At 64.6% G+C, this 18,155-nt stretch carries 18 protein-coding genes and 1 tRNA gene; 9 read left to right on the top strand and 10 right to left on the bottom strand.

What is annotated here, in order from left to right; all coding sequences use genetic code 11:
- Positions 1-259: 259 nt before the first annotated feature.
- Positions 260-385 (bottom strand): type B 50S ribosomal protein L36, encoded by a 126-nt coding sequence (ykgO, locus tag V7Q53_RS21105; RefSeq protein WP_127109111.1) that lies wholly within the window; start codon positions 383-385, stop codon positions 260-262.
- An 87-nt stretch (positions 386-472) separates the two neighbouring features.
- Positions 473-547 (bottom strand) — tRNA-Val (locus V7Q53_RS21100).
- Positions 548-689: 142 nt separating this feature from the next.
- Between V7Q53_RS21100 and V7Q53_RS21095 the strand changes: the two genes are divergently transcribed.
- The 4 genes from V7Q53_RS21095 to V7Q53_RS21080 all read left to right on the top strand — a co-directional run bounded on the left by V7Q53_RS21095 (position 690) and on the right by V7Q53_RS21080 (position 4,419).
- A complete protein-coding gene (locus V7Q53_RS21095) occupies positions 690-1,553 on the top strand; it encodes an N-formylglutamate amidohydrolase (protein ID WP_333830827.1) in 864 nt (287 codons plus the stop codon).
- Positions 1,554-1,840: 287 nt separating this feature from the next.
- Complete coding sequence (locus tag V7Q53_RS21090; protein WP_333830829.1) at positions 1,841-2,791, top strand: ABC transporter substrate-binding protein; 951 nt, start codon at positions 1,841-1,843, stop codon at positions 2,789-2,791.
- A 69-nt stretch (positions 2,792-2,860) separates the two neighbouring features.
- Positions 2,861-3,652 carry an ABC transporter ATP-binding protein gene (locus V7Q53_RS21085; protein WP_333830826.1) on the top strand — a complete coding sequence of 264 codons (792 nt, stop codon included), beginning with the start codon at positions 2,861-2,863 and terminating at the stop codon, positions 3,650-3,652.
- On the top strand, positions 3,649-4,419 hold the full coding sequence (locus V7Q53_RS21080; protein WP_442954461.1) for an ABC transporter permease: 771 nt from the start codon (positions 3,649-3,651) through the stop codon (positions 4,417-4,419). Before V7Q53_RS21085 ends, V7Q53_RS21080 begins: the two co-directional genes overlap by 4 nt.
- Positions 4,420-4,432: 13 nt before the next feature.
- On the opposite strand, the gene V7Q53_RS21075 is transcribed toward V7Q53_RS21080, so the two are convergent.
- Positions 4,433-4,792 (bottom strand): hypothetical protein, encoded by a 360-nt coding sequence (locus tag V7Q53_RS21075; protein ID WP_333830825.1) that lies wholly within the window; start codon positions 4,790-4,792, stop codon positions 4,433-4,435.
- Positions 4,793-4,976: 184 nt separating this feature from the next.
- Complete coding sequence (locus V7Q53_RS21070) at positions 4,977-6,098, bottom strand: CobW family GTP-binding protein (RefSeq protein ID WP_333830823.1); 1,122 nt, start codon at positions 6,096-6,098, stop codon at positions 4,977-4,979.
- Positions 6,099-6,343: 245 nt separating this feature from the next.
- Here V7Q53_RS21070 and V7Q53_RS21065 point away from each other — a divergent pair, with 245 nt between their 5' ends.
- Positions 6,344-6,928, top strand: coding sequence for a L,D-transpeptidase (locus V7Q53_RS21065; RefSeq protein ID WP_333830822.1), 585 nt, complete (start codon positions 6,344-6,346; stop codon positions 6,926-6,928).
- A gap of 42 nt (positions 6,929-6,970) precedes the next feature.
- Here the strand turns inward: V7Q53_RS21065 and murJ are convergent, their stop codons facing one another.
- The 3 genes from murJ to V7Q53_RS21050 all read right to left on the bottom strand — a co-directional run bounded on the left by murJ (position 6,971) and on the right by V7Q53_RS21050 (position 12,690).
- Complete coding sequence (gene murJ, locus V7Q53_RS21060) at positions 6,971-8,527, bottom strand: murein biosynthesis integral membrane protein MurJ (RefSeq protein ID WP_333830821.1); 1,557 nt, start codon at positions 8,525-8,527, stop codon at positions 6,971-6,973.
- A gap of 139 nt (positions 8,528-8,666) precedes the next feature.
- The gene (locus V7Q53_RS21055) at positions 8,667-11,552 is read right to left on the bottom strand and encodes a [protein-PII] uridylyltransferase (protein WP_333830820.1); all 2,886 of its coding nucleotides are present in this window, start codon (positions 11,550-11,552) and stop codon (positions 8,667-8,669) included.
- Entirely contained in the window at positions 11,497-12,690 is a 1,194-nt protein-coding gene (locus V7Q53_RS21050) for a penicillin-binding protein activator (RefSeq protein WP_333830819.1), read from the bottom strand. Before V7Q53_RS21050 ends, V7Q53_RS21055 begins: the two co-directional genes overlap by 56 nt.
- 75 nt (positions 12,691-12,765) lie before the next feature.
- Between V7Q53_RS21050 and rsmI the strand changes: the two genes are divergently transcribed.
- From rsmI to V7Q53_RS21030, 4 genes are all read left to right on the top strand, one after another.
- Positions 12,766-13,716, top strand: coding sequence for a 16S rRNA (cytidine(1402)-2'-O)-methyltransferase (rsmI, locus tag V7Q53_RS21045; protein ID WP_333830818.1), 951 nt, complete (start codon positions 12,766-12,768; stop codon positions 13,714-13,716).
- Positions 13,713-14,066 carry a YraN family protein gene (locus tag V7Q53_RS21040; RefSeq protein ID WP_333830817.1) on the top strand — a complete coding sequence of 118 codons (354 nt, stop codon included), beginning with the start codon at positions 13,713-13,715 and terminating at the stop codon, positions 14,064-14,066. The genes rsmI and V7Q53_RS21040 overlap by 4 nt, the downstream gene beginning before the upstream one ends.
- A gap of 87 nt (positions 14,067-14,153) precedes the next feature.
- Positions 14,154-15,101: a glutathione synthase gene (gshB, locus tag V7Q53_RS21035; RefSeq protein WP_333830816.1), complete on the top strand. Its 948-nt coding sequence runs from the start codon at positions 14,154-14,156 to the stop codon at positions 15,099-15,101.
- On the top strand, positions 15,098-16,003 hold the full coding sequence (locus V7Q53_RS21030; RefSeq protein WP_333830815.1) for an alpha/beta hydrolase fold domain-containing protein: 906 nt from the start codon (positions 15,098-15,100) through the stop codon (positions 16,001-16,003). The genes gshB and V7Q53_RS21030 overlap by 4 nt, the downstream gene beginning before the upstream one ends.
- On the opposite strand, the gene V7Q53_RS21025 is transcribed toward V7Q53_RS21030, so the two are convergent.
- The 3 genes from V7Q53_RS21025 to V7Q53_RS21015 form a co-directional block, all read right to left on the bottom strand.
- The gene (locus V7Q53_RS21025) at positions 15,963-17,483 is read right to left on the bottom strand and encodes a YifB family Mg chelatase-like AAA ATPase (protein ID WP_333830814.1); all 1,521 of its coding nucleotides are present in this window, start codon (positions 17,481-17,483) and stop codon (positions 15,963-15,965) included. The two genes, V7Q53_RS21030 and V7Q53_RS21025, sit on opposite strands and share 41 nt — an antisense overlap.
- A gap of 89 nt (positions 17,484-17,572) precedes the next feature.
- The gene (locus V7Q53_RS21020) at positions 17,573-17,968 is read right to left on the bottom strand and encodes a VOC family protein (RefSeq protein WP_333830813.1); all 396 of its coding nucleotides are present in this window, start codon (positions 17,966-17,968) and stop codon (positions 17,573-17,575) included.
- A 74-nt stretch (positions 17,969-18,042) separates the two neighbouring features.
- On the bottom strand, positions 18,043-18,155 hold a 113-nt coding region (locus tag V7Q53_RS21015), incomplete at its 5' end, for a hypothetical protein (RefSeq protein WP_333830337.1).

The raw sequence follows: 18,155 nt of genomic DNA, 5'->3' as shown, positions 1-18,155 counted from the left end.
CGCCCACCCCGCGCGTTTGCGCGCGCCGGGTTTGGGGCGGTCACGGTTGTCTGCGGGATGCGGCTGTGGGGGCAGGGGATGCGTATTTATGGCAAGATGAAGCCGCCAGAGTCGGCGCTCCCAAGGCGTGAGGCGGTTTTGCGCGGGCCGGGTTGGCTGAAAAGACAGGCTTCGGAACATGAAAGAACCGCCGCGGGCCCAGTGCCTGCGGCGGTTCTTTCGATCTGGCTGAAGTTCAGCCCAGGTTAAGCGCTGAAGCTTAGCCCTGGCGTGCCTTGAACTTCTTCTGGGTCTTGTTGATCACATAGACCCGGCCTTTACGGCGTACGACCTGACAGTCGCGGTGGCGCTGCTTGAGCGAGCGCAGCGAATTTCTGACCTTCATCGGCCTTCTCCTCTTCGCGGCGCGCATGCGCCTTGAAACTCGAACGCCCCTTTCGGGGCGTGGTGAACATCGCCCTATAAAGGACAATGGTGGGCACGACAAGGTTCGAACTTGTGACCCCTACGATGTCAACGTAGTGCTCTACCACTGAGCTACGCGCCCTGACCTGATCCCGCCGTCCAAGAAAAAGGACGCGGGCGGGACCGCGTCAATGAAGGGGTCTATAAAAGGACTCGCGTGCATGATCAAGGCCTTTCCGCTGCCTAAATTGCAGCGCTATACTGGAGCGGGAAGGAGCCTATGCATGCCGGTTGCCGTTCAGTTATTCGAGCCTGCGCAGATCACCAGCCATGTGATTTTTGCCTCGCCGCACAGCGGGCGTGTCTATCCGGCTGATCTGATCGCGCGCGCGCAGGTTGACGGCCCGGCGCTGCGTTCATCGGAAGATGCCTATGTCGATCTGTTGCTGGCCGATGCCGTGCGCTTTGGTGCACCGCTCATCACCTCGGAGGTGCCGCGCGCCTATGTCGATTTCAACCGCGCCGATACCGAGCTGGACCCGGCGCTGATCGAGGGGGCGCCGCGCGGCGGGATGAACCCGCGCGTGGCCTCGGGGCTGGGGGTGATTGCGCGGGTGGTGTCGAACGGGCGCCATATCTACAGCGGCAAGCTGTCGATGGCCGAGGTGCAGGGCCGGATTGATCAGTACTGGCGGCCCTATCACGCGGCGCTGTCGGGGCTGATGCAGCGTCAGCATGCGCGGTTCGGTCAGGTGCTGCTTGCCGATATCCATTCGATGCCGCATGAGGCGCTCAGCGGGCATGCGCTGCGCGGCCAGCCCCGCCCGCAGGTGATTCTGGGGGATCGTTACGGCGCGGCCTGTCATGCGGCGGTGCTGGACCGGGTGGAGGCGGTTTTCCGCAATGCCGGGCTGGTGGTGGCGCGCAATGCGCCGTTCGCGGGCGCCTATATCGCGCAGCGTTATGGCCAGCCGTCGCGCGGGATGAATGTGGTTCAGATTGAAATTGACCGGCGGCTGTATCTGGATGAGGCGCGTGTCGCCCCCGGCCCCGATTTTCAGGCCTTCCGTGCCCTGATGGGCGATATCGTCGAGGGAATCGCGGCCATTGGCCGGGAGGATGGCGCGATGAAAGTGGCGGCGGAATAGCCCCGTTTCGTGGCGCAAGACGGGCTTTATAAAGAAAAACCCACAAGTCTTTTTTGGGATTTCTTGTAGTCTGCCAGAACCTGTGCCGTAATACTGCCCGCCAGGCCCCGCACCTGCCCGTTTTTTCACCGGAATCGATGATCCGCCGGCATAAACGGCAGATCCGCATATTCGGGCCGGGAAGCGCGCTGATATAACCGTGATCATCAGACCAACAAGGAGCATTCGTTGTGAGCAGACAATTCATCGCCGCAGGCCTTTTCAGCGCGGTTTTCGCGGTGCCGGCCATGGCCGATATCAACATGCCGTTTGCCCTGGACTGGCGTTTTGAAGGGCCTGCCGCGCCCTATTTCCTTGCCATCGACAACGGCCATTTCGCGGCTGAGGGTCTGAGCGTCGAGGTGACCGCCGGGCAAGGCTCGCTGGATGCCATTCCGAAAGTGGCGACCGGAGCCTTTCCGGTGGGCTTTGCCGATATGGCCAGCCTGATCAAGTTCATCGACCAGAACCCCGATGCCCCCGTCACCGCGATCATGGTGATGTATGACAAGCCCGCCTTCGCCATTGTCGGGCGTATCAGTCAGGGTGTGAGCACGCCTGCCGACCTTGAGGGCCGTCGCCTTGGCGCGCCGCCGCCTGATGGCGCATGGGCGCAGTTCCCGGTCTTTGCCGCCGAGCAGGGGCTGGATGTGAGCACCATCACCATCGAGCCCGTGGGTTTCCCCACGCGGGAGCCGATGCTGGCGGCGGGCGAGGTTGACGCCGTGACCGGCTTTTCCTTTACCTCCTATCTGAACACCGTCCGTCTGGGCATCCCGCCCGAGGACATGTCGGTGATGCTGATGGCCGATTACGGGCTGGCGCTTTATGGCAACGTGATCATCGTCAATACTGATTTCGCCGAGGAAAACCCCGAGGCCGTCACCGGCTTCCTGCGTGCGGTGGCTTTGGGCCTGCGCGATGCCGCTGCTGACCCCGCTGCCGGTGTGGCCGCCATTGCCGCGCGCAACCCGGCGCTGGATGTCGAGCTGGAAACCGAGCGGCTGGAAATTGCGCTGCGCGACAATATCCTCACCGACTGGGTGATGCAGAACGGGCTGGGCAATATCGATGCTGACCGTTACGCCCTGTCGCTGGAGCAGATCGCCATGACCTATGAGTTCCAGCATGAACCCGATGGCGCGCGCTACTTCACCGACAGCTTCCTGCCCGCTGATGGCAGCCTGACGATGGAATGAGGCCTTTGGCCTGACAGTTCCGCGCCCCTTCCCGGGGGCGCGGTTTTTTTAGCGGCGTAACGGGATGGCATGGGAAATCTTATTGAAATCAAGGGCGTGACCCACGCCTACAAGACAAAGTCAGGCCCGCTGCCGGTGCTGCGCGATCTGAACATCGCCATCCCCGAAGGCAGCTTCTGCGCGGTTGTCGGCCCCTCGGGCTGCGGGAAATCCACGCTGACGCGGCTGATCGCCGGGCTGATGTTTCCTGACAAGGGCGAGGTCTGGTTGCATGGCGAACTGGTCAGAAGCCCGCGCAAGACGGTGGGCATGGCGTTTCAGAACCCGGTTCTGCTGGAATGGCGCACCATCCTGCAAAACGTGATGCTGCCGCTTGAAATCGTCGCCCCCGGCATGCCGAAGCGCAAGAAGGAAGAGCGCGCGCGCGAACTTCTGTCGCTGGTGGGTCTTGAGGGGTTTGAGAACAAGCGCCCGTCCGAGCTGTCCGGCGGGATGCGCCAGCGCGCCAGTCTTTGCCGGTCGATCGTGCATAAACCCGATGTGCTGATTCTGGATGAGCCGTTTGGCGCGCTGGATGCCTTTACCCGCGAAGACCTGTGGCAGACCATGCATGAGCTGCGCATCAAGGAGCCGTTCACCGCGCTGCTGATCACCCATGACCTGCGCGAAAGCGTTTATCTGGGGGATCAGGTGGTGGTGCTTTCCGGCCGCCCGGCGACCACGCAATATGTGATGGATATCCCCATGCCCGGCCCGCGCCCGCTTGAAATGCTCTACACCCCCGAATCGGTTGAGAAACTGGCGGTGCTGCGCCGGCAGATCCAGATCGCGCAGGGGCGCACGCAGGCGGAGGCGGTATGATGCGCATCAACTGGCAAAAGATCGTCGTGCCGCTGGCCGCTATCGTCGTGCTGCTGCTGGCGTGGGAATGGCTGGTCTGGTTCAAGGGCTGGCCCACGTTCAAGATGGCCGCGCCGTCTGATATCTGGCCCGCTTTCCTGCGCTTTCAGCCCCTGTTTTGGGAATATGGCTGGCAGACCCTGTGGCGCACGGTGGCCGGGCTGGGGCTGGCGGTGGTGTTCGGCACGCTGATCGGCATGGTCATGGGTCTGAGCCGGACGATGAATGACGCGCTTTACCCGTTGCTGGTGGGGTTCAATGCCATCCCCAAGGCAACCGTTGTGCCGGTGGTGGCACTGATGTTCATTGGCCAGCATGATTTCAACACCATCCTGATCGCCTTTCTGATCTCGTTCTTCCCCATTGCGGTCTCGGTCGCCATCGGCCTCAGCACGCTGGAGCCGGAGTATCGCGATATCCTGCGCTCGCTTGGGGCCAGCCGCTTTACCGTGTTCTGGAAGATCGCCCTGCCCAAGACGCTGCCGGAGTTCTTTGGCGCGCTGAAAGTGGCTGTCACACTGGCTTTCATCGGCACCAATCTGGTAGAGATCATCGCCCCGCACGGGCGCGGGCTGGGGCATCTGTTCCAGTCAGCGCAGATCAACTCGGACTTTCCGCTGATGTTCGCGGTGCTGATCGCCCTCGCGGCGCTGGGGATCCTGCTTTACTACATCGTCGTCGCGCTGGAGCGCATCTTTGCAGGCTGGGCAGACCGCGCGCCCGGCTGAGGGGCGCGCGTTTTCAATGTACGGGGGCCTGTAGCGGCACGCCGCCGGGCTTGGTGGCGGGCTTTCCTGCGGGTTTTGCCGAGATGGGTTTCGCGCGGGGGAGTTTCGTGGGCGCGGCTTTCACAGCGACGGGTTTTGCCGCCGTCGCCCGGGCAGGCGCGGCGCCGCGTGCCACCGGCTTGCGCGTTGCCTTCATCGATTCGGCGATCGATTCGGCCTCGGACGCCAGTTGCGCGCTGGTCGGGCGCGGCAGTTGCGCGGCCATCGTGCCCCAGAACCGCAATGATTGTTCGATCTGAGCCTGCCACAGGCGGCACCAGAAATTCAGGCTTTCCCCCCAGAAAGCGGCAGGCGGATGATTGCGACGGTCCATGTCATTCCTCCTCTGGCATGTTGCGCGACACCTTACCTCCCATAGAAAGGGCGCGCCTTGACCTTCCTCAACCCCGGGATGAACGATTAACGTAAAATAATGGTGACGACCTGCCGCTTGCGACATTATGCAACGGTTTCGCATGCGAAACCTCAAAGTGCGGGCAGTCTGGCAACCTTTGGCGCTACAGCCGGTGCCCGGTTATGGCCGGGCGGCTGTGCAGGAATTGCAGGCTTTCCTGCAGATATCCGGCGGGCAGATCACGCCCGATAACCACGATGCGTGACACCGTGTCGCCCTTGGGCCAGTGCGTCAGCGGCACCGGCGGGTGAAACACATGCTGCACGCCGTGCAGGGCAAAGGGATGCTCCATCCCTTCAACATGCACCACGGCTTTCAGGCGCAGAATGTTGCTGCCAGCGCTGTTCATCAGCGATTCCAGCCACAGATCAAACACGATGGGCGAAATCGGATGCGCGATTTCCGCCGATTGCGATGAGATGCGCCCGTCATGGCTGGCCCCGGCGCCAGCCCCCGCCATGCCATGCCCACCCGAGGGGCGCGAAAACAGCCCGTGGTTTTGCGGCATCGAAAAAGGGTTGGTGCTCTTCAGCCCGCTCAGGGGCGGCAGCGTGGCCTTTTTCGGCGCGGCGGCAACCCAGCCCAGTGCCTCGGCCTGCTTGCTGTCCGCGCGCGGCGAGACCCCGAACAGAAGCGCCGGGTCGATCACCCCATGCTCCGCCCGCAGACGCGGCGCGCCGGGGTTGATGGCGGCCAGCCGCTTTTCAAAGGCGGTGATTTCGGTGGGCAACACCAGATCGGCCTTGGTCAGAATCAGCCGGTCCGCCATGGCGATCTGCTGCACGGCCTCGAAATGCGCATTCAGCGTGCCCGGGCCTGTGGCGCAGTCGGCGGTTGTCAGCACGCCGTCCAGCGTGAAATCCTCGGACAGGTCAGGGTCCATCACCAGCGTATGCACGATGGGGCCGGGGTCAGCGATGCCCGTCGTTTCGATCACGACGCGCTCAAAATCGGCCTCACCGGCATCGCGGCGCGCCTTCAGATCAACCAATGTCTGCGCCAGATCGCCGCGAACGGTGCAGCACAGGCAGCCGGACTGCATCAGAACCATGGTCTCGGTCGCTGATTCGACAAGGTCATGGTCCAGCCCGATCTCGCCGAATTCATTGATGATCACCGCGGTGCGGGCCATGCGCGGATCTCCCAGCAGCCGGTTCAGCAGCGTGGTCTTGCCTGAACCCAGAAAGCCTGTCAGCAGCGAAACCGGAATGGGGGACTGGGTCATGGCGGCGTCTTCCTGTCAGCTAAGGGGAACCGAAATGCGCAGGATGCGTTCTTTTGGGCGCGTGTTGCGTGCAGCGATACCATCCTGCCTTGTTGCCGCCAAGAGCGGTGCAGATCGCCCGGAGCACAGGCGCAGGCCGGAATTTCACGCGCGCGTGACCCGAATTGACCTTCCCGCGCTCTGCACGGGCTTGCCTTTTGCTGCGCATGCAGCGCATTGAATGTCTGAGTATGATGGAGATGATCATGAGCTTTTCGCAAACTTCCCGTCGCGCCTTCCTTGCCGGTGGCATGGCGGCCTTTGCCCTCCCCGCAATGGGGCAGGACTTCACCGGCGAGATCGAAGAGACCGCACCGGCCGAGCGTGTGCGCCACAACATGATGGCTTTCCGCACCCAGCATTGGCAGGATCATTTCGATAACCTGCGCCGGGGTGCCATTCTGTGTGACACCCAGTCGCGCGCGCTGCACTACTGGTCCGAGGATGAAAGCGTCTATCGCCTGTATCCCACCTCGGTGCCGATGACCGATGAGTTCACCCGCCTTGGCTATACCGAGATCGTGCTCAAACGCCGCGAGCCGGTCTGGATTCCCACCCCCAACATGCGTGAGCGTGACCCCTCGCTGCCCGAGCGGGTCGAGGCCGGGCCGCAGAATCCGATGGGCACGCGGGCGATGAACCTGACCTGGCAGTATTACCGCATCCACGGCATCGACAACGTTGCCAAGATCGGGCGCCGGGCGTCGAACGGGTGTATCGGCCTGTTCAACCACCATGTCGAAGAGCTGTTCGAGATGGCCGAAGTGGGTACGCAGGTGCGCTTCGTCTGATCTTGTCAGATCACGGAAACCTGTGCGGGCTGGCGGTTGTCGTCAGCCCGCTTCTTTTTTGCCACGCCGCATTGCCGCGCGGAAATCGGACAGCCGGAAAGCGCCGATCAGCGCGCCAAGGCCGAAATAACTGACGATGCCCGCGCCCACCAGTATCAGCAGCGCCAGCCCTCTGCCGGGGCCATACAGCATCGGCCCCAGCACCTGCGCGGCCAGCCACAGGCACAGCCCCATGAAGGCCGAGGCCAGCGCGATGCGCCAGAAGCGGTCATACATGCGCGCGTCAGGCTGCGCGGCTTCGCCCATCGGGCGGGCGCCGTACCACAGCTGAAATACCATCGCCCAAGCGGCCAGTGTGGTGCCCCAGGCGGCCGCGGTGAAGCCGATGAAGGGCATCAGCCCGAAGGCGAGAGCCGCGTTCACCACCATTGAATTGAGGGCGTAGCGGAACGGGCTGCGGGTGTCTTCGCGGGCATAATAGAGCGGTTGTAACACCTTTTGCAGCACGAAGGCGGGCAGGCCCAGCCCGTAGATGGCCAGCGCCAGCGCGGTGCTGTCGGTGTCGGTGACGGTGAAGGCTCCGCGCTGGAACAGGACAGAGATGAGCGGGTGCGCGATCACGACCAGCGCCACGGCGGCGGGCAGGGTCAGCGCCAGTGAAAACTCCATGCCCCGGCTGAAGGCATCGCGCGCGCGCTCGGTCTCGCCCTCCTGCAGGCGGCGCGACAGTTCGGGCAGCAGCACCACGCCCACGGCGATCGCCACAACGCCCAGCGGCAACTGATACAGCCGGTCGGCATAATACAGCCATGAGACGGCCCCCTCCGTGAACGAGGCCACCTGCCGCCCGACGATCAGGTTGATCTGCATGACCCCGCCAGCCAGCACGGCGGGCGCTGCGATGATCAGCAGGCGCTTCAGTTCGGGGGTCAGCCGGGGGCGGCGGAACCGCATGGCAAAGCCCGCCCGGCGCACGGCGAACCAGACGACGGCAAGCTGTGCTACGCCGCCCACCGGCACGGCCCAGGCCATTGTCAGGCCCATCGGCCAGTCGAAATGGGCGGCAAGGAACAGGCTGGCAATGAAGGCTGCGTTGAGAAGCACGGGCGCGGCGGCGGCGGTGGCAAAGCGGCCGGTGGCGTTGAGCATGCCTGACAACAGCGCCGTCAGCGAGATGAACAGGATGTAAGGGAACGCGATGCGCCCGAACAGAACCGTCATGTCGAACTTCTCAGTCCCGGCAAAACCGGGCACCACCGCCCAGATCAGAAGCGGCATGGCGGCCATGGCGAGAAGCGAGAAGCCGATCAGGAAACTGGCCATCAACCAATAGGCGTCGCGCGCGAAAACCTCGGCCTCAACCTTGCTGACCGTGTGTTTCTTGGAGAACATCGGCACGAAGGCAAGGTTGAAGGCACCTTCGGCAAAGAAGCGCCGGAACATATTGGGCAGCGAGAAGGCTGCGTTGAAAGCGTCGGTCACCGCGCCGGCACCAAGGTAGCTGGCCATCAGGATATCGCGCGCGAAACCCAGGATGCGGCTGGCCAGTGTCCAGCCGCCGACTGTGGCGAAGCTGCGCATCAGGCGGATCGGTGTCATGCCGGGCGCTCCGGTGAAGGGCCTTCGAAGGCCCTTCCTTCAAGCCGCGTGAACGCGGCTTTTAACACGGTTAAGAAACCGTGTTGAGCAAGGCGGTTCGAACCGCCTTGGCGCGGGCGGGCAGGGCAGGCGGGCGTTCTCATCCCTGAACCGCGCGCTTCGCACCGGCCTCGATGGCGGCGCGCAGTTTCTTCTCCAGCGCCTCCTGCCGGGTGCGGGTGTGCAGCTTCAGCCCGAACATATCCTTGACGTAGAAAGTATCCACCACCTGCACCCCATAGGTCGCGATCACCGCGCTGGCGATATAGATATTGTTGTCTGCCAGTGTCCGCGTCAGGTCATACAGAAGGCCCGGCCGGTCGCGCGTATCGACTTCGATGATCGTATAGATATCCGATCCTTCATTGTCGAAGGCAATGTTGGTGGGCACCCGGAACTGGCGCTCGCGCTTCTTGACCTTGTCGCGCTCTTTCAGCGCTTCGGTAGCCACCACCTCACCGGCAAAGGTGCGCTCGATCATCTTGCGCAGGCGCGGCAGGCGCGATTCCTCATAGGGGTGCCCCTCGGCATCCTGAATCCAGAATACCGCCGTGGCGAACCCGTCTTTCGACGTATAGGTGCGTGCATCGACGATATTGGCGCCCACCAGCGCCAGCGCACCCGCCAGGCGCGAGAAGATGCCGGGATGGTCGGCCAGCGCAAAGCAGGCGCGGGTGGCATCGCGCCCCTCGTCCGGGTGCAGGTCGATGCGGATTTCGCTGTCGCCGATCCCGCGCAGAAGCCGGGCAAAGGCCGCATGCGTCTGGGTTGCCAGCCCCTGCCAGTAGGGTCCGTAATGGCGCGCGGTCTCGGTGCGCAGGTCGCTGCGCGACCAGTCGGCCAGCGCCTCGCGCAGGGCGCGCTTGGCTTCATCCTCACGGTTGGAGCGGTTGAGCGCCTCCAGCCCGTTCTCAAGCACCTCGGCGGTCACGCGGTAGAGCTGGCGCAGCAGCATCGCCTTCCAGTTGTTCCAGGTGCCCGGCCCCACGCCACGGATGTCGCAGACAGTCAGCACCGTCAGCAGGTCCAGCCGCTTGCGGCTCTTTACCGCCTTGGCGAAATCGCGCACCGTGCGCGGGTCGCCGATATCGCGTTTCTGCGCCACATCCGACATCAGCAGATGGTGGCGTACCAGCCATTCCACGGTCTCGCATTCCTCGGCATTCAGGCGCATCCGGGGGGCCACGCGCCGGGCGATCTGCGCGCCCAGAACCGAATGATCCTCAGGCCGCCCCTTGCCGATATCGTGCAGCAGAAGCGCCATATACAGCACCTTGCGGTTCACCCCGTCCTTGAGGATGCGCGACGCGATCGGCAGTTCTTCCACCAGCTCACCCCGCTCGATCTGGGCCAGTGTGCTGATGCACTGGATCGTATGCTCATCGACCGTGTAGTGGTGATAGACGTTGAATTGCATCATCGCCACGATCGGCTCGAATTCCGGCAGGAAGGCTGACAGCACACCCAGTTCGTTCATGCGCCTGAGCGGGCGTTCGGGGTTGCCGTGTTTGAGCATCAGATCCATGAAGATGTGCACCGCCTCAGGATTTTCGCGCAGGTCGGCGTCGATCAGATGCAGATTGGCGGCGATCATGCGCATGGCGTCCGGGTGCAGCAGCAGGCCGGCGCGCAGGGCCTCCTCAAAGATGCGCAGCAGGTTGAGCGGGTCTTTCAGGAAGGTCTCAGGGTCGATGATGTTCAGCCGGTTCAGGTCTACCCGGTAGCCCGGTTTGACCTTTTTACGCCGCCGCAGCAGGCCCAGCAGGTCCGGCGCGCGCTTGACATGGCGCGCCTCCAGCGCCGTCAGGAAGATGCGTGTCAGTTCGCCCACGCGGGTGGCGTGGCGGAAATAGGCCTGCATGAAATGCTCAACCGCGCGGCGCCCGCCGTGATCGGCAAAGCCCATCCGCTCAGCGATGGCGGGTTGCTGGTCAAAGGTAAGCTGATCCACGGCGCGCCCGCTGATATGGTGCAGATGGCAGCGCACCGCCCAGAGGAAGGTCTCGGCGGCGCGGAAGTTCTGGTATTCATCGTCGGTGAAAAAGCCCAGCGGCACCAGCTCAGCCGCCTGTTCAACCCGGTGCAGATACTTGGCGATCCAGTAAAGCGTCTGCAGATCGCGCAGCCCGCCCTTGCCCTCTTTCACATTGGGTTCCAGCATGTAGCGCTGCCCGCCCTGCTTGCGGTGGCGCTCGGCGCGTTCAGCCAGCTTGGCTTCGATGAACTCTGACTGTGTGCCCTTGAACAGATCCCGCCACAGCCGGTCCTTGAGCGCACGCGACAGCGCCTGTTCGCCGCAGAGATAGCGGTTTTCCAGAAGCGCGGTGCGGATGGTATAATCTTCGCGGCCCAAACGCAGGCAGTCATCCACCGTGCGGGTGGCGTGGCCGATCTTCAGCTTCAGATCCCACAGAATATAGAGCGTGCTTTCAATGACGCTTTCGGCCCAGCCGGTGACCTTCCACGGCGTCAGGAAAAGCAGGTCGACATCCGAATGCGGCGCCATTTCTGCACGGCCATAGCCGCCCACGGCCAGCAGGCAGATCTGCTCACCGCCGGTAGGGTTGGACAGCGGGTGCAGATGCTTTTGCGCGATGTTGAGGGCGCTGGTCACCACAACATCTGTCAGCCATGTCTGGCCCCGGACATAGGCGCGGGCATCGCGCGGCGCGGCGAGAAAGGCGCCTTCAAGCGCCTCGTTGCCGGTTTTCAGGGCCTCCGCCAATACCTGAACCGCCGCCGCGCGCCGGTCGCGGTTATCTTCCGGCCCTTCCATCGCCTTGTCCAGCCGGGCATCCAGCGCTGACAGATCAAGGATATCGGCTTGCGCGCAGATCAACGGCTCGCGCGGTTGGGGCGGGCAGGCATAACGCGGCCCGGCGGCGGGGTCAGTCAGCGTCGGAAGGGTTTGTGGCACGATGGGCGCGCCCTTATGAGCCGGATCCGGGGAAGCTGCGCGGCGCGGAATCGACGATGACCACCGCATTGTCGCGGATCGTGGCGACGGCCAGCCCGCGCTGAATGCTGCCATCCGGCAGGAAGCGGAAGACACCGTTCACGCCCACAAAGCCCGAACCCTGGGTCAGCGCCGCGCGCGACAGCGCATCCGGCCGCCCGGTTGCGAGAAGCGCGCCGATGGCGGCGATGCCGTCATAGGCCAGCCCGGCGATCGGATGCGGGCCAGAGCCATAGGCGGCGGTGTAACGCTCTTCAAAGCGGTTGGTCAGGGCGGGGTCTGGCAGGGCAAACCAGCCCTCCTGAAGGCCGCGCAGCTGAAGGGTTGCGGGCGGGATGTCCCAGCGGGTCAGGCCCATGAACTGGAATTGCGGATGGGAGATGCGGTTGTCCGGCAAAAGCTGGGCCAGAGTGGGCAGCGCGCCTGCCGTATTCGCGGTGAAAAAGAGGGTCTGCGCCCCCGAAGACCGCGCGGTGGCGGCGATGGCGGGCAGTGCCTCGACAATGCCCTGCTGCGAGAAGGCATAGGTCTCGGTAGCGACGATGCTTGCGCCGCTGCGCGCTGCCGCCGACCGGATGGCGGCCTGGGCGATCTCGCCCTCGGTGTTGCGCTCGGCCACGATCATCACCTGTCCGCGCCCCTCAGCGACGGCATGGTCCAGCAGCCGCCGGGCGGTGTCATCAAAGCTCTGACCAAGGATGAAGACATTGCCGCCGGCGATGGCGGCGTTGTTGGAAAAGCTCAGCACGCTCAGGCCGCTGCGGGCAGCGGTGGCGCCAACGGCGTTGGCCTCTTCGCCAAAGACCGGCCCGAGGATGATCTGCGCCCCGGCATCGGCAGCCTGCTGCGCCATTTGCGCGGCGCGAGCCGGGTCGCCCGCAGTTTCATAAATACGCAGGTCAATCTGGACCCCTTGCAGATCGGACACGGCAAGGCGCGCGGCATTCTCAAGGCTGGTGGCCAGCACCTGCCGCCCCTGATCGGACGAGCCGCCGGGCACCAGCAACGCCACCTGTACCGGCCCGTCAGCGGGGGCTGCGCGCGGTGCCATGCCGCCCATGGCCACCGGGCCGCAGGCGCTGAGCGCGGCAAGGCCGGCAAGGGCAACAAGGGCGCGAATCGGCGCAAAGGCGTTGATCGGGCGGGTCAGGGATGAAACGATGCGCATGGCGGCTCCTCATACGGTCTTGCGGCGGCGGTGAGCAGCGGCAACACTAAGGTCTTGCCTTGCCGAAGTAAACGCATGACGAAAGCGCCCCTGATGCCCAGCACCGACCCAAGCCTGCCCGCCCCCTCTGAGACGGAAGCCGACGCGGGGGCGGGCAGCGCTGCGAACCGCCGCCCGCTGGCACCCGGGCTGCATATCCTGTCCACGCCCATCGGTGCGGCGCGCGATATCACGCTGCGCGCGCTGGATATTCTCGCCCAGGCCGATGTCCTTGCGGCCGAGGATACCCGCAGCCTGCGCCGCCTGATGGAGATCCATGGCATCCGGCTGGGCGATCGGCCTTTATGGGCGTATCATGATCATAACGGATTGAAAATGCGTCCGAAAATCATGGCGGCGCTGGCTGAGGGCAAGACCGTCGCCTATGCTTCCGAGGCCGGAACGCCGCTTGTCGCCGACCCGGGATACCAGCTGACCCGCGCCGCCATCGACGAAGGCTTTCCGGTGCTGGCCGCGCCCGGCGCCTCAGCCGTGCTGGCCGCGCTGGCGGTGGGCGGGCTGCCGACCGACCGGTTCTGCTTCATGGGCTTTGCCCCGCCGCAGGCCGCCGCCCGCAGGCAGTTTCTTGCCGATGCCGCGCAGATACCGGCAACTCTGGTATTTTATGAATCACCCAAACGCGTTCACCGAATGTTAGGGGAATTGGCGGAAGCTTTGGGGGAGGAACGGGAGTGCGCGCTGTGCCGGGAATTGACAAAACGCTTTGAAGAAGTGCTCCGCGGGTCGCTGGGTGCGGTGGCGCAGGCCATCGCCGGGCGTGATCTCAAGGGTGAAATCGTGATCCTCGTGGATCGCGGGCGCAAGGAGGCGGAGGATGACGATGATCTTGAAGCGGTACTGGGCCGCGCACTGGCGCATCACAGCCTGCGCGAGGCGGTCGATATGGTAGCCACGGCGCGGGGCCTGCCACGGCGGCGTGTGTATCAGCTTGCGCTTGAACTGGAACAGAGAGGGGATCAGGAATGAGCGGAATGGTGTCCTATCTGGCGGGGGCGTCCGCCGAAGAGCAGGTCGGCGCGCATTACGCCCGCAACGGCATGCCGATCACTGCGCGGCGCTGGCGGGGCAAGGGCGGCGAGATTGATCTGGTCGCACAGGACGGTGACGGGCTCGTGTTCATCGAGGTCAAGAAAAGCCGCAGCCATGCGCGTGCGGCTGAGCGCTTGTCGATACGCCAGATCCGCCGGCTTTTCGATGCGGCGGGTGAGTATATGGCGGTGTTTTCCAGCGGGCGGGCGGTGAATGCGCGTTTCGATGTAGCGCTTGTGGATGGTGCCGGACGTATCGAGATTCTGGAAAACGCGCTGATTGCCTGAGCGGCGGTGATTGCATCTGTCGGGCGGCTGGGTCATCAAGGTTGCCGAAAGGCATGCCGGGAGCATGCGTGAACGACAGGAGCGACCATGGCGCTGCAGATCGCCTTCCAGATGGACCCGATTGAAGGGGTGAATATCGACGCCGACAGCACCTTCCGCCTTGCGGAAGAGGCGCAGGCGCGCGGCCATGCGCTGCATGTCTATACGCCTGACCGGCTGATCTGGGACAATGGTCAGGTGATGGCCCGGGCGCGGCCCTTCACGCTGCGCCGGGTGAAGGGCGACCATGTCAGCTTTGGCGAAGAGCAGTTGCTTGATCTGGGCGCGCTTGATGTCATCTGGCTGCGCCAGGATCCGCCTTTTGACATGTCCTACATCACTTCGACCCATATGCTGGACCTGATCCACCCCAAGACACTGGTGGTCAATGATCCTTTCTGGGTGCGCAATTATCCCGAGAAACTGCTTGTCCTGCAGTTTCCTGACCTGACCCCGCCGACGATGATCGCGCGCAATCTGGCCGATATCCGCGATTTCAAGGCGCGGCATGGGGATATCATCCTCAAGCCGCTCTATGGCAACGGTGGCGCAGGCGTGTTCCGGCTGGATTCGAGCGATCGCAACCTCGCCTCGCTGCATGAGATGTTCACCGGCTTTTCGCGCGAGCCGATGATCGTGCAGAAATACCTGCCCGCCGTTTCGAACGGCGACAAACGGGTGATTCTGGTCGATGGTGAGCCGGTGGGTGCGATCAACCGTGTCCCGGCGGAAGGGGAGACGCGCTCGAACCTGCATGTCGGCGGCCGCGCCGAGAAGGTGGGGCTGACGGCGCGTGACCGTGAGATCTGCGCGGCGATCGGCCCGCTGCTGCGGGAGCGCGGGCAGGTCTTTGTGGGTATCGATATCATCGGTGACTGGCTGACCGAGATCAATCTGACCTCGCCCACCGGCATTCAGGAACTGGAGCGTTTTGACGGCGTCAATGTCGCGGGCCGGATCTGGGACGTGATCGAGGCAAAACGCGCCCCGCGATGAGCCTGCGCGCGCGCCTGCTGCGGTGGTTGCTCTGGACCATCGCCCGCCCCCTGTTCGCGGGCACCCTTCATGTGGGTGAGGCGCGCGGCCGGTTCCTGCGCGCAGCAAGGCTCCTGTTCCGCGCGCCGCCCTACAGCCTGATTCTGCGCGCAGCCGGGCCGGTTCCCGCCCTCTGGGTGCAGAACCGGCCCTCGGGCAAGGGGGTAATCCTGTATTTTCACGGTGGCGCCTATCTGATGGGCGCGCCGGAAACCCATGCTGCCATGCTGGCGGAACTCACCCGCCTGTGCGGGTTGCCCGCCTTTCTGCCGCGCTACCGTCTGGCGCCGGAACACCCCTTTCCCGCCGCGTTCGAGGATGCGCTGACCGCCTGGAACCGGCTGCGCGCCCTTGGCCATGCGCCCGGCGAGATTGTGCTGGGCGGTGATTCGGCGGGCGGGGGACTGGCACTGGCGCTGCTGGCGCATCTGTGCAGCACCGGCCAGCGCCCCGCCGGGGCCTTCGCCCTGTCCCCCTGGACGGATCTGACCTTCGCCAGCGCCTCGCTCACGGTCAATGCCGGGCGCGACCCGATGCTGCCCGTCGAGCGGATCGAAGAGGTGCGCGCGATGATTCTGGGCGATGCGCCAGCTGCCAGCCGTGCCGATCCACGCCTTTCACCGCTGTTCGCCACGTTTACTGACCCGCCGCCGGTGCAAATTCATGTCGCGGAGACCGAGATCCTGCGCGATGACAGTCTGCGGCTGCAATCCCGCCTGCCTGCTGCCGATATCCGTGTCGCGGGCGACCTGCCCCATGCCTGGCCGATCTTCCATAACCACCTGCCTGAGGCGCGCGATACCCTCGCCACCACCGCGGATTTCATCCGCGCGTGTCTTGCCCGAAGCTCAGCCGGAAGCTGACCGCTTCGGCAACATGCGGCAGGCGCACAGTCTCGCTGCCGTCCAGATCGGCGATGGTGCGGGCCACGCGCAGAACCCGGTGATAGCCGCGCGCGCTCAGCCCGAACCGCTCGGCCACCTGTGCCAGAAGGGCGCGCCCCTCGCTATCGGGGGTGGCGATTTCTTCCAGCAGCGTGCCCTCGGCATCGGCATTGACGCGCAGCCCCGCATGTCCGGCAAAACGCCTGTCCTGAACGCTGCGCGCCTGCGCCACCCGTGCGGCCACCTGCGCTGATCCCTCGCCGGTATGCGGCAGGTCCAGATCGGCATAGGCCACGGGCGGCACCTCCACCCGCAGGTCAAACCGATCCATCAGCGGGCCGGAGATGCGGCCCAGATAATCCTCGCCGCAGACCGGCACACGGGCGCAGGCGCGTGCCGGTTCTGCCATATAGCCGCATTTGCAGGGATTGGCGGCGGCGACCAGCAGGAAGCGGCAGGGGTAGCGGGTATGCGCATTGGCGCGCGCCACCACCACCTCGCCGGTCTCAATGGGCTGGCGCAGGGTTTCCAGCACGGTGCGCGGAAATTCGGGAAACTCATCCATGAACAGAACGCCGTTGTGTGCCAGCGAAATCTCGCCGGGTTTGGCGTTGCGCCCGCCGCCAACGATGGCCGCGACCGAGGCGGTATGATGCGGCTCCCGAAACGGGCGCTGGCGCGAGATGCCGCCTTCGCTCAGCAGCCCCGCCAGTGAATGGATCATCGAGGTTTCCAGCGCCTCAGTGGGGCTGAGCGGGGGCAGGATGCCGGGCATGCGCGCGGCGAGCATTGACTTGCCCGAACCCGGCGCGCCGACCATGAACAGATGGTGCCGCCCCGCCGCCGCGATTTCCAGTGCGCGGCGGGCGCGCTCCTGCCCTTTCACATCGGCCAGATCGCGCATCGTGGCGGGCGTATCGACCTCACCGGGTTGGGCGCGGGGCAGGGGTGTCTGGCCGGTCAGGTGGCGGATGGCATCCAGCAGCGTGGCCGGGGCAAAGACCTGCGCGGCACCCACCCAGGCGGCCTCGGACCCGCAGGCGCGCGGGCAGATCAGCGCGTAATCCTCGCTGGCGGCGGCCATGGCGGCGGGCAGCGCGCCGACCACCGGCACCAGCCTGCCATCCAGAGACAATTCGCCCAGCGAGACCGTGCGCCCCAGTTCTTCGGCGGGCAGCACCTCCAGCGCGGCCAGAAGGGCCAGCGCGATCGGCAGGTCGAAATGCGAGCCCTCTTTGGGCAGGTCGGCGGGTGAAAGGTTGATGGTGATGCGTTTGGGCGGCAGCGCGATGGAGAGCGAGGACAGCGCCGCGCGCACCCTTTCGCGCGCCTCGGATACCGCCTTGTCGGGCAGGCCCACGACATTGAACGCGGGCAGCCCCGCCGAGAGCACGCATTGCGTTTCGACCAGCCGCGCCTCGACCCCTTCAAAAGCCACGGTTCGCGCGACTGCGAGCATATCCTGTCACCCCATTATCCCCGGGGGAGTTTCAGCGGAAAATGCCTAACAGACGGTTAACACAGAAGGGTAATAACGACGGGCCGATGTCAGCGATAGCGCCCTGCGCGTTGCAGAACCTCGATCTGGTAGCCATCGGGGTCGGCGATGAAAAAGAATTTCGCTACCTGCGTGTCGCCATTGCGGAAATCGACGATCTTGCGCGGGGCGAGGCCGGCGGCGCTGAGGCGGGCATGCTCGGCCTCAACATCGGTGACGCTGACCGCCAGATGCCCGTAGCCGTCGCCCAGATCATAGGGCGTGGTGCGGTCCTTGTTGATGGTCAGTTCCAGCTCGAACCCGCTTTGCGCATTGGACAGATAGACGAGGGTGAAGCCCTCGAAATCCAGCCGCTCGGCGATTTCAAGGTCAAAGGCTGAGCGGTAGAAGGCGACCGAGCGTTCCTCTTCCAGCACGCGGATCATGCTGTGAATCATTCTGGCCATGGTGCGAACTCCTTGTTCTGAATGAAGAAGGGCCGCCAGATGGCGGCCCTGTCCTGTTGCGATCCGTGATCAGATCACTTGATGATTTTCGAGACGACGCCTGCACCGACGGTGCGGCCGCCTTCGCGGATTGCGAAGCGGAGCTTCTCTTCCATTGCGATGGGGGCGATCAGCTCGACTTCGAACT

It is taken from the genome of Pararhodobacter sp. (assembly GCF_036802785.1).
Classification (GTDB): domain Bacteria; phylum Pseudomonadota; class Alphaproteobacteria; order Rhodobacterales; family Rhodobacteraceae; genus Pararhodobacter.
The sequence above is the reverse complement of the archived record's forward strand: the minus strand, read 5'-3'. Positions and strand labels throughout refer to the sequence as shown.

Coding starts and splice junctions, on each gene's coding strand:
- ykgO (WP_127109111.1), bottom strand. CDS start 385: ATGAAGGTCAGAAATTCGCTGCGCTCGCTCAAGCAGCGCCACCGCGAC.
- V7Q53_RS21095 (WP_333830827.1), top strand. CDS start 690: ATGCCGGTTGCCGTTCAGTTATTCGAGCCTGCGCAGATCACCAGCCAT.
- V7Q53_RS21090 (WP_333830829.1), top strand. CDS start 1,841: ATGGCCGATATCAACATGCCGTTTGCCCTGGACTGGCGTTTTGAAGGG.
- V7Q53_RS21085 (WP_333830826.1), top strand. CDS start 2,861: ATGGGAAATCTTATTGAAATCAAGGGCGTGACCCACGCCTACAAGACA.
- V7Q53_RS21080 (WP_442954461.1), top strand. CDS start 3,649: ATGATGCGCATCAACTGGCAAAAGATCGTCGTGCCGCTGGCCGCTATC.
- V7Q53_RS21075 (WP_333830825.1), bottom strand. CDS start 4,792: ATGGACCGTCGCAATCATCCGCCTGCCGCTTTCTGGGGGGAAAGCCTG.
- V7Q53_RS21070 (WP_333830823.1), bottom strand. CDS start 6,098: ATGACCCAGTCCCCCATTCCGGTTTCGCTGCTGACAGGCTTTCTGGGT.
- V7Q53_RS21065 (WP_333830822.1), top strand. CDS start 6,344: ATGAGCTTTTCGCAAACTTCCCGTCGCGCCTTCCTTGCCGGTGGCATG.
- murJ (WP_333830821.1), bottom strand. CDS start 8,527: ATGACACCGATCCGCCTGATGCGCAGCTTCGCCACAGTCGGCGGCTGG.
- V7Q53_RS21055 (WP_333830820.1), bottom strand. CDS start 11,552: ATGCGGTGGTCATCGTCGATTCCGCGCCGCGCAGCTTCCCCGGATCCG.
- V7Q53_RS21050 (WP_333830819.1), bottom strand. CDS start 12,690: ATGCGCATCGTTTCATCCCTGACCCGCCCGATCAACGCCTTTGCGCCG.
- rsmI (WP_333830818.1), top strand. CDS start 12,766: ATGACGAAAGCGCCCCTGATGCCCAGCACCGACCCAAGCCTGCCCGCC.
- V7Q53_RS21040 (WP_333830817.1), top strand. CDS start 13,713: ATGAGCGGAATGGTGTCCTATCTGGCGGGGGCGTCCGCCGAAGAGCAG.
- gshB (WP_333830816.1), top strand. CDS start 14,154: ATGGCGCTGCAGATCGCCTTCCAGATGGACCCGATTGAAGGGGTGAAT.
- V7Q53_RS21030 (WP_333830815.1), top strand. CDS start 15,098: ATGAGCCTGCGCGCGCGCCTGCTGCGGTGGTTGCTCTGGACCATCGCC.
- V7Q53_RS21025 (WP_333830814.1), bottom strand. CDS start 17,483: ATGCTCGCAGTCGCGCGAACCGTGGCTTTTGAAGGGGTCGAGGCGCGG.
- V7Q53_RS21020 (WP_333830813.1), bottom strand. CDS start 17,968: ATGGCCAGAATGATTCACAGCATGATCCGCGTGCTGGAAGAGGAACGC.